Raw genomic sequence first — 15,060 nt, 5'->3', positions numbered from 1 at the left:
TGGCATAATTTTGACAGACTCCCACATAGAATCATTAGAGTTTCCCCTATTCAGACAATATCTTAGAGGTTCATTCGTTTCAAGTCTTTCCGCTCAGGTGCTGGAAAAACTTGAGCCCTTCGGGGATTATGAGACAATAAAAATGCGTCAGGACGTTATGGAGGAGGCCCTTGGGCTTGTGAAATCCGTAAGCCTGCGCATTGAGCGTGATGAAGATTATCTTGCGGTTTATCCCCGGATAAACGATCCCCTTGCTTTCTTTGAACCGCAGGAACTGATGGAAATACGCAAATTTCTTATGAATGCTGCGGCTCTGAAGGCGGCATTGATAGACGCCGGGGCTGTGAACCTCAAAGCCTATCTTAAAGGAATGTCCGCATTAAGCGATATTACAACGGCAATAGGTGAAGTGCTTAACGATAAAGGTGATATACGTGATGATGCCTCTGCCCGGCTGAAAGAGATCAGAAACGAGCTTCAATCAGTCAGAAAGAAGATACACAACGCACTTAACTCTGTTTTATATAGCCTGAATGCTGAAAAATTCATTCAGGAACTTGTGATAACAGAGCGCAGCGGACGTTTTACTCTCCCATGTAAAAGCAATTTCCGTCAATATATCGACGGTATAGTCCACGACCGCTCCGCCAGCGGACAGACATTGTTTGTGGAGCCGGAATCAACTGTCTCCATGAACAACACTCACCACGAGCTTAAGGCGGAGGAGCGCAAAGAGATTTTCCGTATTTTAAGCTCTATAATCAGAAGCATTTATGAAAAACGAAGGGAAATACGCTCCACCACGGAAAACTATGGTGAAGTGGCATTTTTCCTTGAAACAGCCCAGTTTTACAAACCAAAACCCCACTGTATGCCCGTTTTCGGCGAAGTGCTGGAGTTTGACAGGGTACACCACCCCATAATCCTCCTTGAAAAGAAGAATGAGTCCGTTCCCTTGAACATCAGAATGGAAAAGGGCGAGAACATAGGCGTCATTTCCGGTCCTAACACCGGTGGTAAGACTGCCGCCCTTAAATCACTGGGGCTTAATCACATAATCGCCTCCTGCGGGCTGCCTCTTATGGGTAAATCTGCCAAACTTTTCAGAATAAAGAATGTTTTGGCGGATATCGGTGACCATCAGTCACTTGTTATGGACTTAAGTACATTTTCATCTCACATGGTTAATATACGTGACATACTGTCCGCAGCATCTTCTGACAGCCTTGTGCTTATGGATGAGCTTGGTACAGGTACTGAACCCAGAGAAGGGGCGGCGATTGCTGTTGCTGTATGCGAAAGTCTGGCGGGAAAAGGTGCTGTAACTTTTGTCACCACACACTTTGCGGAGATAAAAAACTTTGCCCTTTCCAGGGCGGATTCTGCGATCTTTTCAGTTGAGTTCGACTATAAAACATTTGAACCCAAGTACAGCCTCCAGAAAGGCGTTGCCGGCAAGTCTGATCCGCTGGTTATCTCCAAGCGTCTTGGTTTTCCGGAGGATGTGGTAAAACGGGCTGAAGAGCTAATTGAAGAAGCAAAAAACTCTCTTGAAATAGGCATAGAGGAAGTCAACAGGCTTAAGTCGGAGCTGATAAAAGAGAAGGAAATCTACCGCAGCAGAAAGCTGGAGCTTCTGGAGCGTCAGGCTGTTTTTGAGGAGAAGGAAAAGAGCCTCAAACAAAGGCTTGATAAGAAAGAAACAGAGCTTCTTGAGGAAGCTATGCGTCTTTTTGAGAGGGCAAAACGACTCGCCGGAGAAAAACAGGGGAAGATAGATAAAGCAGAAGCCCTTGAAGGTATGGAAAAATCGGCAGAAAAACTTACTGTTTTGAAGAAAAAGCTTAAGCCTGTGCGTGATATCCAAAACGGCGACATTATATTTCTTGAAAAGTACGAAAAGAGCGGCAAAATTACCGCAATAGAAGGTAATGTTGTTTCCCTTGACCTCGGCGGGCTCAAAATCAAAATGAAGCGTGCGGATATAATCGGCAAAAAACTTCAGGAAGAGGAAAGAGTTAAAGATGTGAAGCTCAAGACCGAAGCTGTACCCGCTTTCCGCAGAGAGATTCTTCTTGTGGGTAAAAGGGTCGAGGAAGCCGTTGATGAGCTTGATAAATTTATGGACGAGTCGCTCTTAAGCGGTTTTGAAAAGATATACATAGTACACGGGCGCGGAACAGGTCAGCTTCGTAAAGGGCTGCATGAGTATATGCGACGTGACCGCAGGGTGAAGAAGTATGCCCTTGCCTCTAATGAAGAGGGCGGTCAGGCGGTTACTGTTGTGGAGTTTTAGCAGCAGCTTCTGTCTATTTTTCCGGCAATGGAAGGGTGGTTAATCAGAATTTTCAGCATGCGTTCAAGAAGAAGTTTCGGCTTGAACGCATCTCCGCCTATATTTTTCTGAAGCATCTTGTCTGCACTTGTGGAAAAAAGCAGGTGCGGCATAACCCCGCCGAGGGAGTTTATTACACTTTTAACTTCGTCAGGGGTGATAAACTTGCAGTGCATATCCATTACAACGAGATAAAAGTTTTCGCCGTCCTGATGCTTCTTTTCAAGGCAGTAAAAAGCCTCGCCCTTGCAGTTTGCAGAGGCAGCTCCTATCCCTGCTTTCTGGAGTTCTGTTCTCACTGTTTCTGTGAAAGATTTATCTTCATCTATTAAAAGAACATCGTATGCTTTCATAAAAGCCTCCCTAAAAACATGCTGCAAAACAAAGAATGCGAAGACACATGATTTTAATGTGTATATTCTCATATTTTGTGAAACAATGGAAGTGAGTTTTCACTTTTTTATTTAGCTGACATATGTTTTGAGCATATTTAACCTGTTTGTTTTAATTTTTCGCATGATTATGGTTGACAACTCTGATTGTTTTAAATATACCTTAACAAAAGTTGATTAAATTAAACGAATAAAGGTGGGAGATGTCAGAACATGTCATTAAAATCGGCGAGAGAGTCAGAAAGATCAGAAACCAGAGAGGGCTAACTCTACAGGATGTTGCATCGTACACAGGTTTCTCTAAAGCTCTTATCTCCCAGATAGAAAACAATGTTGTCACCCCACCCATAAACACTCTTTCCAAAATAGCTAAAGTTTTAAATGTAAAAATGACTTACTTCTTTGAAGAAGAAATAGACTACAATGACTACCATATGGTTAAAAGAAATGACCGCAAACTTATATTCCGCGAGGGAGTAAAGCACGGCTATATTTATGAAGAGCTGGCAAAGGTACACGGTTTTGAAAATCTTGAGATATATATGGTTACTATCAAAGAAAGCGGTAATGATAAAAAGCTTTTCAATCATGAAGGTTATGAATATGTCTATCTTCAGCGGGGGCAGATTAATCTTTATCTCAATGATGAAGTAATCGAAATGGAAGAGGGTGATTCAATAGCCTTTAACTCCCGTATACCTCACTACCTTGAGTGCCCTTCGGGAGAAGCGAAAGTTATCGGAATTCTCCTGAAAACAGAAGGTTTAAAAGAACATCTCGAAAAAAAGGACAAATAACAGTTATTTCCTATATATTCCGATTAATCTGATTTTTTTTTCTATGTTAAGCGAATACAATACCGTTGTATCCGTATCAGTGAGATTTCTTTAATCGCATTTTCAAAACAGCATATGCTTTTGTTTTATGCACGATTTATCCTAAATAATAAGTATAACGCTTTTATATGTTTCTCCTCTTCGGTTGAAGGCAAATCTAATCTTAAAAGTCTTAATTATTGATTAACATCTCCTAACTCATTGAAAATAAGGATATTATTTTTACGGTATGACGGTCATACCATCTGACAAATTTAAACATTGTTTTATCAAATAGTCACTATAATAAAGGCTAATATACATGTTGACATAAATTTGTCGTGTTGTAAGATTTCGTTCAAATTTTTATTAATAAAGTGAAAATAATGTCATCCATGTTTGATGATCTGTAATACAAGGGGGATTAATGGCTCGCATTTTATCCGTAGACCCTATTTCCAGAATAGAGGGACACCTCAAAATAGAAACGGAAATTGATTCAGGAACAGTTACCCGTGCAAGAGTTGCGGGGAACATGTACAGAGGCTTTGAAAGAATGCTTCTCGGCAGACATCCTGTAGACTCGGCAAGGATAGCCCAGCGCATATGCGGAGTATGCCACGAGGTTCACGGCGTCTCTTCTGTTATGGCACTGGAGGAAATATACCGTGTAACACCGCCGGAAAACGGTGTTGTTCTCAGAGACATGATTCTGGGGCTTCATATAGTTACCGACCACATGCTTCACTTTTACAATCTTTGCCTTCCTGATTATGCCGATCTTTCTGTAGCAGCAACATACAGCGGAAATGACACCCGTCTTAAGGACATAGCAGGGTGGATGCGCGGATCCGGCACTGCTTTCATAAGCGGTGCTGCGGAAGGAGACTATATAAAAGACAGGGAAACTGTATACAGGCTTGCTCTTAATTACTTTGAAGCGCTTAAAATACGCAGTGAAGCTGCTTCCGGTCTTGCTCTTCTGGGCGGAAAAGTTCCATTTATCCACGCCCTTCTGCCCGGCGGTATCACCACTGAGATAACTGCCGACACTCTGATGAAATATTATCACGTACTGGAGAAAACGGCAGATTTTGTAAATAATTTTTTTCTGCCGGATGCTCTTGAAATAGCACGCAGTTATCCGCAGTATTTTAAAATAGGCGAAACATACAATACATTTTATGCCCACTCGTCCTTCAAAAACTCCAAAGGTAATAATCTTTTCAATGCCGGAGTTATAATCGGCGGCGAAAAAAGAAAATTTGACTATGCAAAGGTTAAAGAGCTTCTCTCAGCGTCTTTTTATGACAATTCCGGAAAACCAGATGAAAACAGAAAGGGAGCCTACAGCTGGATAAAAGCACCCAGATATGAAGGTTATCCTCTTGAAGTCGGTCCTGTGGCAAGATTTGCGGTAAATAATGACGCAGGCTTTAAGTCGGTTTTATCAAGGCTTGGCGTTTCCTCCATAACATCCTCGACAATGTCAAGGATAGTTGCCAGAGCTTACGAATCTGTGATTCTCTGCAACTATCTCTTTGAACGCTCAGAGGATTTCCGTTTGGATGAGCCTACAATCCGTCCTGTTGACCTTCAGGCTCCCATAAGCGGGCAGGGAATAGGTTTTTCCGTTGCTGCCAGAGGTGCGCTTGTTCATCACATTACTGCGGAGAAGGGTAAAGTGACTGATTATAAAATGATTGTTCCTTCCACATGGAATTTTGGTCCTGCTGCTGACGGTAAAGCAGGGGTTGTGGAAAAGGCAATAACAGGAACGCCTGTACGCTTTGGCGGCGAAGGCGGCTCGATAGAGGTTGGCAGGGTTGTGAGAAGTTTTGACCCTTGCACAGCCTGCTCGGTTCATTAGGGTTTAGATATGATAAGCAGAAGAGAATTTCTCAAAAGATGCAGAGATGTTTCAGTTGCTGCGTTCGGAGTGGAGATGTTCGGTACGGATGTTGCCGAAGGCTTCATGAAGATAGCCGCATCCGACAGACCTCTGGTCTCTTTCATTCAGGGGCAGAGCTGCACAGGCTGTTCCATATCCCTGACATATGGCAATGAAACAAACTTTATAGACTTTATTATGAAGCTTATCCGGCTTCAGGTTCATCCCAACCTTTCTTTCAGTCAGGGTGAAAGCTATCTTAAGATACTTGACACCGTATCGGCGAAGGGCGGACATGTGCTTGTGGTTGAAGGCAGTATCCCGGTCAAGATGAAAAAAGCCTGCATGCTTGGCGAGCATACTTTATACGATGAGCTTAAAAAGCATATGGAAAAAGCGGCTGCGGTTATTGCCTGCGGCTCCTGCTCCTGCTTTGGTGGAATACCCGCTTCGGGAATGAATGAAACCGGCGCTGTGTCTGTGGAAAAATATATGCAGATGGTGGGCATCAAAAAACCTGTGGTGAAAATCCCCGGATGTCCCATACAGCCTGACAGGTTTATGGGCACTGTTGCTTATCTCATCGCCACAGGAAAACTGCCGGAGCTGAAAGACGGCATACCTGTAAAATACTTCTGCGAGCTGATACACAACAACTGTCCTCGTTTTCAGTATTTCTCACAGGATATCTATCTTGAAGACTACAATACAGACAAACATTCCTGCCTCTTAAAAAAAGGGTGCAGAGGAACAATAACAAAGGCTGACTGCCCCACGAGAAGATGGAACGGCAGTGTGAATGTCTGCGTGGAGAGCAACGCTCCCTGTGTTGGCTGTGTTAATGAAAAATGGCCTTTCTCTTCTGATATATACATTGAAGCTAAAAATGTTGAGGATGTTCCGTGGAGTGAGTTTAAAACATACTCTGAAAAAGGAGGGCGCAGATGAGTTTTAAGAATTTTATGCGCTATCTGGATGGTCTTTCCCTTAATGTAAAAATGGCTATAGCATCCTCTCTGCTTGTGGCTGTTACTGTGTTCGGTGTGCTTGTGCTTGACAGTATAAGGCTTCACCGTGTTGAAACTGCTCTTTCCGGCTACATGAACCAGCTTAAGGATATGATCTTCATGTCCACCTATGATTCCCTCAAAAAAGGGAATATGCATGTTTTTAAAAACATGATCTCCGAAATAGGAAAATATCATGATGTGGCGGAGTTTTCCCTTGTGCATACGGACGGTTTGGTGGCTTATTCATCAGAACCCGGCAAAGTCGGCACGAAGGTTCAGCATAATTTTAATCCTGAACACGAGGAGAGCTTTAACGACAACGGCAATGTGGTTTACCACTTTCCTGTTAAAACCATAGGATACTGCCTGCGCTGTCATACAGACTGGGAAGAGGATAAAGTAAATTCATATTATCTTGTAAAGCTTAAACGTGATGCGCTCATAAATGTGCAGCGTATGTCGTATATATCTGACATTTTTGTGCTTATTTGCGGTGCGGCACTGGTGTTTATCATCTATTTCCTTGTTAATAAACTGGTTATCAGAAATGTTAACAGACTTCAGAATACGATAGTCAGTGCGGCGGAAAACCTTGATTTGAGCCTCAAGTCAGATATAGCCTCACGGGATGAAATGGGTGAAATTGCCGCACGTTATAATAAATTTATGGAAACTATCGGACGTGACATAACCGGAACGTTCAAGTCAATCTCCAATGTTATGGAACAGGTTCTGCCTTTGTCTCTTTCTGCTATGCGCATTAAGAAGATGAACGATGAAACCCTTCGCCTTGCTGGGGAGGTTGCTGCCGCCAGTGAGGAAGTAAGTGCCACTGTGCGTGATTCAGCAGAAAACATACAAAACTCATCCACCAAAGCGGACGAAACCCTCCGCCTTTCTGAAGACGGCGGGGAAGCTATGCAGGAGACAACAAAGCTTGCCACAAACGTAAGCGGGCTTGTTAATACACTGGCTGATGATATGCAGGATCTGCTGAAATCATCAACTGAAGTCGGTGAAATTGTTCAGGTGATAACTGATATTACAGAACAGACAAACCTTCTCGCCCTGAACGCAGCTATCGAAGCGGCAAGGGCAGGTGAAGCGGGCAGGGGCTTTGCCGTTGTTGCTGATGAGGTCCGTAAGCTTGCCGAAAAAACACACAAATCCGCAGCAGATATTACCGATGTGGTAAGCTCTATGCAGTCAAAGGTGCAGATGGCTGTCTCTAACGCAGGGAAAGCCCTTGATATAGTCAACCTTCAGGGAAGCAAGGTCATAACCGCTAATGAAAAATTCATGGACATCAAAGCGTCTGTGGAGGAGCTTAACGGTCTTCTCATGCACATTGCTACTGCTGTTCAGCAGCAGTCAGCAGCAACATCGCAGATTGCTGTTAATATTGAAGATGTTGCCAAAATGAGTGAAATGAACTCCGGCGGAATAGATAAAATGGTAAAAGGTGTTGAGGTTGTCGTTCAGCAGCTTGACGAGTCTGAATCCGAACTTAAAAAGTTTACCCTTGATGCTAAAATAATTCCGTTTATCCATGCCAAGGCAAGCCATGTTCTTATGATGAAGGCTGTTTACCACGGTTATATGTACAATGAGCGTGTAAATATCAAATCATTTGAAGAGTGTGATTTTACCAAGTTCATGAGAGGAGAGGGTGAGGAACAGTTCGGGCGTGACTCAGACTTTGCCGCTCTGGATGCTCCGCACAGAAATATACATGCCATGGCGCAGAAAATTAAAAATATGCTTGAGAGAAAAGAAAATCCTGCTGACGAGCTTGATGCTCTTCAGAGTGAGATTGAAAACTTTATCGGCAAGCTGAATGTAATGATAAACAAGTATTCTTAATATACTGAGCGAAGGTGTTCTGCGGGTGGCTTAATCAGCTTCTGTAGAACACCGCAAGCTCATCCAGCCTCGAAAGACACCTTTTCAGCTTCTTTTCAAAGGGTGATTCCAGCATCTCAACAGAAAATAAATCTTTCAACTCATAGTCAGACTTGATAAAAAGCTTTGTATTGTAGTAGTAGCAGTGATCAATAAGATGGTTGAACCGCAGTGCATTGTTGAGGTCTTTAAACGGTGTAAGCCCGTCAATGAATATCGCCTCACAGTTTGAAGGAATCATGAAGTATCTGAAAGGATGATTATCAGAAAGTATTTTCATAAGTTTGTCAAAATCGGTGCGTGTTTTTGCTTTGCTTTCGCATTTGTAGTTATTGAACGAGTCAAAGAACGACTCTGTGGAGATATTGCGTTTCCATGTTTTGTGCTTTTTGCGGTAATCTTCACCTTCAACAACTACTGTTTTGAAGGTAGAGGCTATTACTCCCATCTCTTTTTCAAACCTGTCCACCTGAAAGCGCAGCTTGCCAAGCTCGGTGGGCAGGGTGTTTGACGTAGTCACGATCAACGTGTCTTTATTTACCTCTTTAAAGAAACGAACCATTATCAGACACATAGCAGGATCATCCAGCTCAAATTCATCCACAAGAAGAAGATCAAGCTTGGAGAATTCCTCAATGCATTTTTCCACCCCAAGGTAATGGAAAAAATAATTCATTTCAGAAAAGCTCATAAAGGCTTTTTTCATGTCTGTCATGTTGTATGTGGCGCTGAGAAGGTGTGTTTTGCCGATTCCGTAACTTCCGTCAATATAAATGTTTAGGGGTTTTTCAAATGTGTTTTTTGGTTTAAAGAATGAAAATCCTTTTTTGACAGGCTTTTCATTCTTCTTTTTCATTATCTCGACTGTCTCTTTCAGCAGATTTTTGATATAGTGCTGTGAGGGGAAATTTTCATCGGGAATGTAATTGTCAAATGTGCATCCTGAAAATTTCGGATGCGGCTTGAGGTTTGCAAAACACTCCTCTATTGATACATTGAAACTTATTTTGTTTATGTCGATGTAGTTTCCGGTGCTGCTCAAGGTAATAATCCCCCGTAAATAACAGATTTGAAAAATTAGCGGAAAGGTTTGATTTCTGCAAGTGTTAAATTATTAAAATTTTCCGGAGGAGTAATGGAAGCTTTGATAAAAGCCGCTCTCGAAGCGGGTGAGATTATAAAAGACGGTTTTAAAAAGAATAAAGAAGTGAAATATAAAGGAAGCATAGATCTGGTGACGGAATATGATGTGGCTGTTGAAAATTTTCTCAAAAAGAAGCTCGCTCCTCTTTACCCCGCTCATACTATAATAGGCGAGGAATCCGCCACAGGGAAGGAAGAACCGGAAAAAGCGATATATATAGACCCCATAGACGGCACTACTAACTTTGTCCATGCCTTTCCTTTTACGGCAATTTCCATTGGTTTTTATGAAAACGGTGAGGCTGTGAGAGGGCTTGTTTACAACCCTGTGCTTGATGAAATGTTTTGCGCCGAAAAAGGGGCAGGGGCATTTTTAAATAACGAAAGGATCAAGGTCTCTGAAACATCAGAAACAAAAAAATCTCTCATTGCCACAGGTTTCCCTTACTCAATTGTTGAACGAAAATGCCCGGACGTTCTTTCCATGCTTGGCAGAGTTTTAAGCGGAACCAGAGGAATACGCAGGGCAGGCTCTGCGGCGCTTGATTTATGTTATACTGCAAAAGGAACTTTCGACTGCTATTACGAATTTAACCTAAAGCCGTGGGATGTGGCGGGCGGTATCTGCATAGTGCAGGAAGCCGGCGGAAAAGTAACTGCTCTGAACGGCGGAAAGCACCGTATAACCGGTGACTTCATCATGGCTTCAAACGGGCTCATCCATGAGGATATGCTTGAGATGATAAAATGCTGAAAAAAGAATAGCTTCGTTTGATTCATCAATCGTCTGTTCAGCTATAATTTATTTATTTCAGCCATCGTGTTAAGTGTGCCGTAATAAATTTTAATATGGCTAAAATTACTTTGACTTGAGCAGAACACCGTGTTAAATTTCTGCCAGAGTTTATTTGAGCGGCTGACCAAGAGATGCAGAAGCAAGGAAGTATATGGAAAAAAAGCCTTTATTGAACTTTGACAATATTTATCTCAGTTTCGGCGGAATACAGGCAATAGCCGGAGTACGCTTTCAGGTTTACGAGGGTGAAATATTCTCAATAATCGGACCTAACGGGGCGGGGAAAACCAGCATCCTTAATACAATCACAGGTATTTATCCGCCGACTAAGGGTAAAATCATCTACGACGGGGCGGATATAACAAACTCTCCGGTGCATAAACGCCCGCAGATGGGTATAGTACGCACATTTCAGAACCTTGAACTCTTCAAGGGGATGACAGTTCTCGATAATCTAATGCTTTCAAGGCACATTTTCATAAAATACGGTCTTCTCTCATCCATGCTGTACTTCGGAAAAGCAAGGAGAGAGGAGATTGAACACCGCAAGCGTGTGGAGAAAGTTATAGATTTCCTGCGGCTTACCCATATACGCAAGAAGCATGTTTTTGAGCTGTCCTACGGCTTGCAGAAGCGTGTGGAGCTGGCGAGGGCGCTCTGCCTTGAGCCCCGGCTTCTTCTGCTGGATGAACCCATGGCGGGGATGAACAGCGAAGAAACAGAGGATATGGCAAGGTTTATAATCGACATCAATGAAGAGGCGGGAGTGACGATCATTCTCATCGAGCATGATATGAAGGTTGTTATGGATATATCCTCAAGGGTTGTTGCGGTTAATTTCGGTGAAAAAATATGCAGAGAAGGCGCACCGGATGAGATTTCATCGCACCCTGACGTAATCGCTGCTTATCTTGGGGAGGAGCAATGGTATTAGACAGAACTCTCCCTTTTTATCTCTATAAAAACTTCATGGAAACGCCGGATAAAACCGCTGTCCGTGAGAAGGATTACGGCATCTGGCAAAAATCGGACTGGAAGGACTATGCCGGAAATGTTGTGAAGCTTGCCCTTTACTTTGAGCATATCGGAATTAAGCCGGAGGACAGGGTGGCTATAATCGGCGACAACAAGCCCGAATGGGTTTACGCCGAGCTTGCCGCACAGCTTGTGGGGGCTGTTCCGTTCGGCATATATCAGGACTCCGTTACGGAAGAGGTCAAATATCTTCTGCAAACATCCGGTACATCTCTGGTAATAGCAGAAGATCAGGAGCAGACTGACAAGGTTCTGGAGCTTCTGCCGGAACTGCCTGCTGTTAAAAAGATAATCTATTATGATGATAAAGGGATGTATCAGTATGACGACCCGAAGCTGATATATTTTAAAGATATTCTTACCCGTGAAAAGGTAGGGAGCGAATGGGTGAAAAGGTATATGGAAGGGCGTCTCAAAAGCATATCTGAGAATGATGTGGCTGTGATGTGCACCACCTCCGGTACAACCGGACACCCTAAACTTGCAATGCTTACCCATAAAAACCTGATCTGCATGGCGGAAAGCCTCGCAGAAGCTGATCCCAAAAATGACAGAGATGAGTTTGTGTCGTTTCTGCCTCTGCCGTGGATAGGGGAGCAGATGATGTGTGTTGTCAGTGCCCTGCGCTTCTGCTTCACTGTCAATTTTCCCGAAAGCACCGACACTGTTCAGGCGGATATGAAGGAGATAGGTCCGGATTTTGTTTTTTCTCCCCCAAGGGTTTGGGAGAATATGGCGTCCACTGTGCAGGTTAAGATTATGGATGCGACCCCGTTCAAGCGGTTTGTTTACAATAAGATTCTTCCCATAGGGTATGAGTACGCCGATGCCAAATTCAGCAAAAAACAGCCTTCGCTTATGCTGAAACTGCGCTATGCATTTGCCTATCAGGTGCTTTTCCGCAAATTGAAAGAACGTATGGGGTTCAGTAATCTCAGAAGTGCCATGACGGGCGGGGCGGCTCTTGGACCGGATACCTTCAGGTTTTTCCACGCTTTAGGCATAAACCTCAAGCAGATATACGGACAGACTGAGATTTCAGGTATTTCCTGCATACACAGAAGTGACGATGTGGACTTTACCTCCGTTGGTGCGCCCATAGCTGGGACAGAGATACGCATAACTGAAGACGGGGAGATCATTTCCCGAAGTGATGCGGTATTTGCCGGATATTACGGCAACAGCGAGGCAACAGATGAATCCCTCAAGGACGGCTGGCTCTATTCCGGCGATGCAGGATATTTTGATGAAAACGGCAAGCTTGTTGTTATCGACCGTATGAAAGATCTCATGCACCTGAAAGACGGTACAAGATTTTCACCCCAGTTTATAGAGAACAAGATCAAGTTCAGCCCGTATATTAAAGAAGCGGTAACTCTCGGTGACAGGCGGGACTACATAACTCTTATCCTCAATATCGATATGGGCATAGTGGGCAAATGGGCGGAGAACAACAAGACGGCCTACACCACTTACACCGATCTTTCCGCAAAGGACGAGGTTTATGGTCTTGTGGCAGAAGAGCTGAAAGCGGTAAACGAACAGCTTCCTCCGGAAATGAGGGTAAGGAAGTTTGTTCTTCTTTATAAGGAGCTTGATGCAGACGACGGTGAGCTTACCAGAACCCGTAAGGTGCGCAGAAGCTTCATAGAAGAGAAATACGGCGAAATCACAAGGGCTTTGTACGAGGATACGGAGTCTGTTCATATAAAAGCTATTATTAAGCTTCAGGACGGCAGGGAAAGGGCAATCGAAACTGATATGCGCCTTTACCTGATGGAGAGTTAAGGAATGGAATTTTTTGTTCAGCTCATAATAACCGGAACAGTAATAGGGAGCATTTATGCTCTTCTGGCACTCGGCTTCACGCTGATTTACAAGGCGACTGATGTAGTAAACTTTGCTCAGGGTGAGCTTCTTATGGTGGGTGCGTACATCTGTCTGCACCTTACGGTTAGCTATAATGTTCCCTTCTGGGCTTCGTTCCTTATCACTCTTGTTTTCTCATTCACAATGGGCTTTTTTATAGAAAAGGTGTTCCTCCGCAGGATGATAGGCGAACCCATAATCTCAATAATAATGCTGACAATAGGTCTCTCATCCGTAATGAAGGCTGTTGTTCAGATATTCTGGGGAACTGACACAAGGACATACCCGCAGGTATTTTCATCTGAACCTTTCATGATAGCCGGCTTGAGCATAAGCAGGGTCTATATCTACTCCATAGCGGCTGTTGCGGTGTTTCTTGTGCTATTTTCTCTGTTTTTCAAGAAATCAAAGGTCGGGGTTGCAATGCGAGCCGTGGCGAGTGATCAGCAGGCAGCTCTTTCCATGGGGATTGACGTTAAAAAAATCTTTGCTCTGTCATGGGGCATAGCGGCTGTTGTTTCTGCCGTAGGCGGAATATTCCTCGGCAACATCAACGGGATCAACACCACGCTTTCCCACTTCGGGCTGAAGGTATTTCCCGTGGTTATTCTCGGCGGGCTGGACAGCATAGTCGGCGCCATAGTGGGCGGGCTGATAATAGGTATATTGGAAAACCTCGCCGGAGGATACATTGATCCGCTCATAGGCGGCGGAGCGAAGGAGATTTTTCCTTATGTAGTTATGATCGCAGTGCTTATGATTAAGCCTTACGGTCTTTTCGGCACTAAGGCGGTGGAGAAGGTATGAGCTACGTCAATTGCGGCAACTTCAAAACCTCCTACGAAAAGGATGCGGAGCTTTTTCAGACAACTTTTTCCAAAATCCTTATATACGCCTTTATTGCGGTTCTTTTCGCTGTGCCGTTTTTCCTCGGAGACTATTATCTCTACGTTATGAATCTTATATTCATAGCGGTAATAGGTGCTGTGGGGCTTAATATACTCACAGGCTTCACAGGGCTTATTTCCCTCGGTCAGGGTGCTTTCATGGGAGTGGGGGCTTATGCCGCAGGCTATCTTTCGCTCACTTACGGGCTTCCTTTTTTTCTGGCTATACCCGCCGCAGGGCTGATTACTGCTGTTTTCGGAGCATTCTTCGGAATACCTTCATTAAGGCTTAAGGGGCTTTATCTCTCCATAGCTACACTTGCAGCGCAGTTTATAATTGAGTTCGGCTTTGTAAGGCTTGAGTTTATCACAGGCGGAGTCACAGGGCTCTCCATTGATTACGCAAGTCTGGCTGGATATGAGATCGACAGTGATTTCTCATTCTACTTTCTGGCTCTTGCTCTTTGTCTGATAATGACCCTTGCCGGAGTAAACATGATGCGCACCAGAGCAGGAAGGGCTTTCCTCTCCATTCGTGATAACTACATAGCAGCAGAAGCGATGGGAATAAACCTTTTCCGCTACAAGCTTACGGCTTTTGCCGTCAGTTCATTCTACGCCGGTGTTGCAGGGTCGCTCTGGGCATACTACACAACAATCATCACGCCTGAAAACTTCACCATAGGCGTTTCTATACAGTATCTCTCGATGATTATCATAGGCGGTCTGGGGAGCATTCTGGGCAGTATATTCGGCGCAGTTTTTATTGTGATACTGCCGGAGGTTCTGCAAAGCTTTTCTGACTGGGCAGGGGGATATTACCCTAATCTCACGCAGATTATAGGTTCAATAAAAGAGGGTGTGTTCGGGCTTGTGATAATCCTTTTTCTTATGTTTGAGCCCGAAGGCATGGTGAGAAGATGGAGACTGATAAAGGCTTACTGGAAACTGTGGCCGTTTTCATACTGATTTGTAAGGAGGAAGA

At 43.9% G+C, this 15,060-nt stretch carries 12 protein-coding genes; 10 read left to right on the top strand and 2 right to left on the bottom strand.

Translation table 11 applies throughout. From position 1 onward, the window contains the following. The first annotated feature begins 10 nt into the window (after window positions 1–10). The gene (locus tag ACYRYY_RS01905) at window positions 11–2,296 is read left to right on the top strand and encodes an endonuclease MutS2 (protein WP_460213800.1); all 2,286 of its coding nucleotides are present in this window, start codon (window positions 11–13) and stop codon (window positions 2,294–2,296) included. Here ACYRYY_RS01905 and ACYRYY_RS01900 read toward each other — a convergent pair. Further along, window positions 2,293–2,688, bottom strand: coding sequence for a hypothetical protein (locus ACYRYY_RS01900; protein WP_460213799.1), 396 nt, complete (start codon window positions 2,686–2,688; stop codon window positions 2,293–2,295). The two genes, ACYRYY_RS01905 and ACYRYY_RS01900, sit on opposite strands and share 4 nt — an antisense overlap. A gap of 242 nt (window positions 2,689–2,930) precedes the next feature. On the opposite strand from ACYRYY_RS01900, the gene ACYRYY_RS01895 reads away from it, so the two are divergent. The 4 genes from ACYRYY_RS01895 (at window position 2,931) to ACYRYY_RS01880 (ending at window position 8,306) form a co-directional block, all read left to right on the top strand. Then, window positions 2,931–3,524 carry a helix-turn-helix domain-containing protein gene (locus tag ACYRYY_RS01895; RefSeq protein ID WP_460213798.1) on the top strand — a complete coding sequence of 198 codons (594 nt, stop codon included), beginning with the start codon at window positions 2,931–2,933 and terminating at the stop codon, window positions 3,522–3,524. 445 nt (window positions 3,525–3,969) lie between these two features. Continuing rightward, complete coding sequence (locus ACYRYY_RS01890; protein ID WP_460213797.1) at window positions 3,970–5,412, top strand: nickel-dependent hydrogenase large subunit; 1,443 nt, start codon at window positions 3,970–3,972, stop codon at window positions 5,410–5,412. Between the two features lie 9 nt (window positions 5,413–5,421). Continuing rightward, the gene (locus ACYRYY_RS01885; RefSeq protein ID WP_460213796.1) at window positions 5,422–6,381 is read left to right on the top strand and encodes a hydrogenase small subunit; all 960 of its coding nucleotides are present in this window, start codon (window positions 5,422–5,424) and stop codon (window positions 6,379–6,381) included. Beyond that, on the top strand, window positions 6,378–8,306 hold the full coding sequence (locus ACYRYY_RS01880) for a methyl-accepting chemotaxis protein (RefSeq protein ID WP_460213795.1): 1,929 nt from the start codon (window positions 6,378–6,380) through the stop codon (window positions 8,304–8,306). Before ACYRYY_RS01885 ends, ACYRYY_RS01880 begins: the two co-directional genes overlap by 4 nt. Window positions 8,307–8,340: 34 nt before the next feature. Here the strand turns inward: ACYRYY_RS01880 and zapE are convergent, their stop codons facing one another. Next, window positions 8,341–9,387: a cell division protein ZapE gene (gene zapE, locus ACYRYY_RS01875; RefSeq protein ID WP_460213794.1), complete on the bottom strand. Its 1,047-nt coding sequence runs from the start codon at window positions 9,385–9,387 to the stop codon at window positions 8,341–8,343. 93 nt (window positions 9,388–9,480) lie between these two features. Here zapE and ACYRYY_RS01870 point away from each other — a divergent pair, with 93 nt between their 5' ends. From ACYRYY_RS01870 to ACYRYY_RS01850, 5 genes are all read left to right on the top strand, one after another. Next, a complete protein-coding gene (locus ACYRYY_RS01870; RefSeq protein ID WP_460213793.1) occupies window positions 9,481–10,242 on the top strand; it encodes an inositol monophosphatase family protein in 762 nt (253 codons plus the stop codon). A gap of 193 nt (window positions 10,243–10,435) precedes the next feature. Then, window positions 10,436–11,218, top strand: a complete 783-nt coding sequence (locus tag ACYRYY_RS01865) for an ABC transporter ATP-binding protein (RefSeq protein ID WP_460213792.1) — start codon at window positions 10,436–10,438, stop codon at window positions 11,216–11,218. Then, window positions 11,209–13,107 (top strand): AMP-binding protein, encoded by a 1,899-nt coding sequence (locus ACYRYY_RS01860; protein ID WP_460213791.1) that lies wholly within the window; start codon window positions 11,209–11,211, stop codon window positions 13,105–13,107. Before ACYRYY_RS01865 ends, ACYRYY_RS01860 begins: the two co-directional genes overlap by 10 nt. A gap of 3 nt (window positions 13,108–13,110) precedes the next feature. Then, on the top strand, window positions 13,111–13,995 hold the full coding sequence (locus ACYRYY_RS01855) for a branched-chain amino acid ABC transporter permease (protein WP_460213790.1): 885 nt from the start codon (window positions 13,111–13,113) through the stop codon (window positions 13,993–13,995). Beyond that, complete coding sequence (locus tag ACYRYY_RS01850) at window positions 13,992–15,044, top strand: branched-chain amino acid ABC transporter permease (protein ID WP_460213789.1); 1,053 nt, start codon at window positions 13,992–13,994, stop codon at window positions 15,042–15,044. Before ACYRYY_RS01855 ends, ACYRYY_RS01850 begins: the two co-directional genes overlap by 4 nt. The last annotated feature ends 16 nt before the right edge of the window (window positions 15,045–15,060 follow it).

Source organism: Geovibrio sp. ADMFC3, assembly GCF_054687035.1.
The sequence above is the reverse complement of the archived record's forward strand: the minus strand, read 5'-3'. Positions and strand labels throughout refer to the sequence as shown.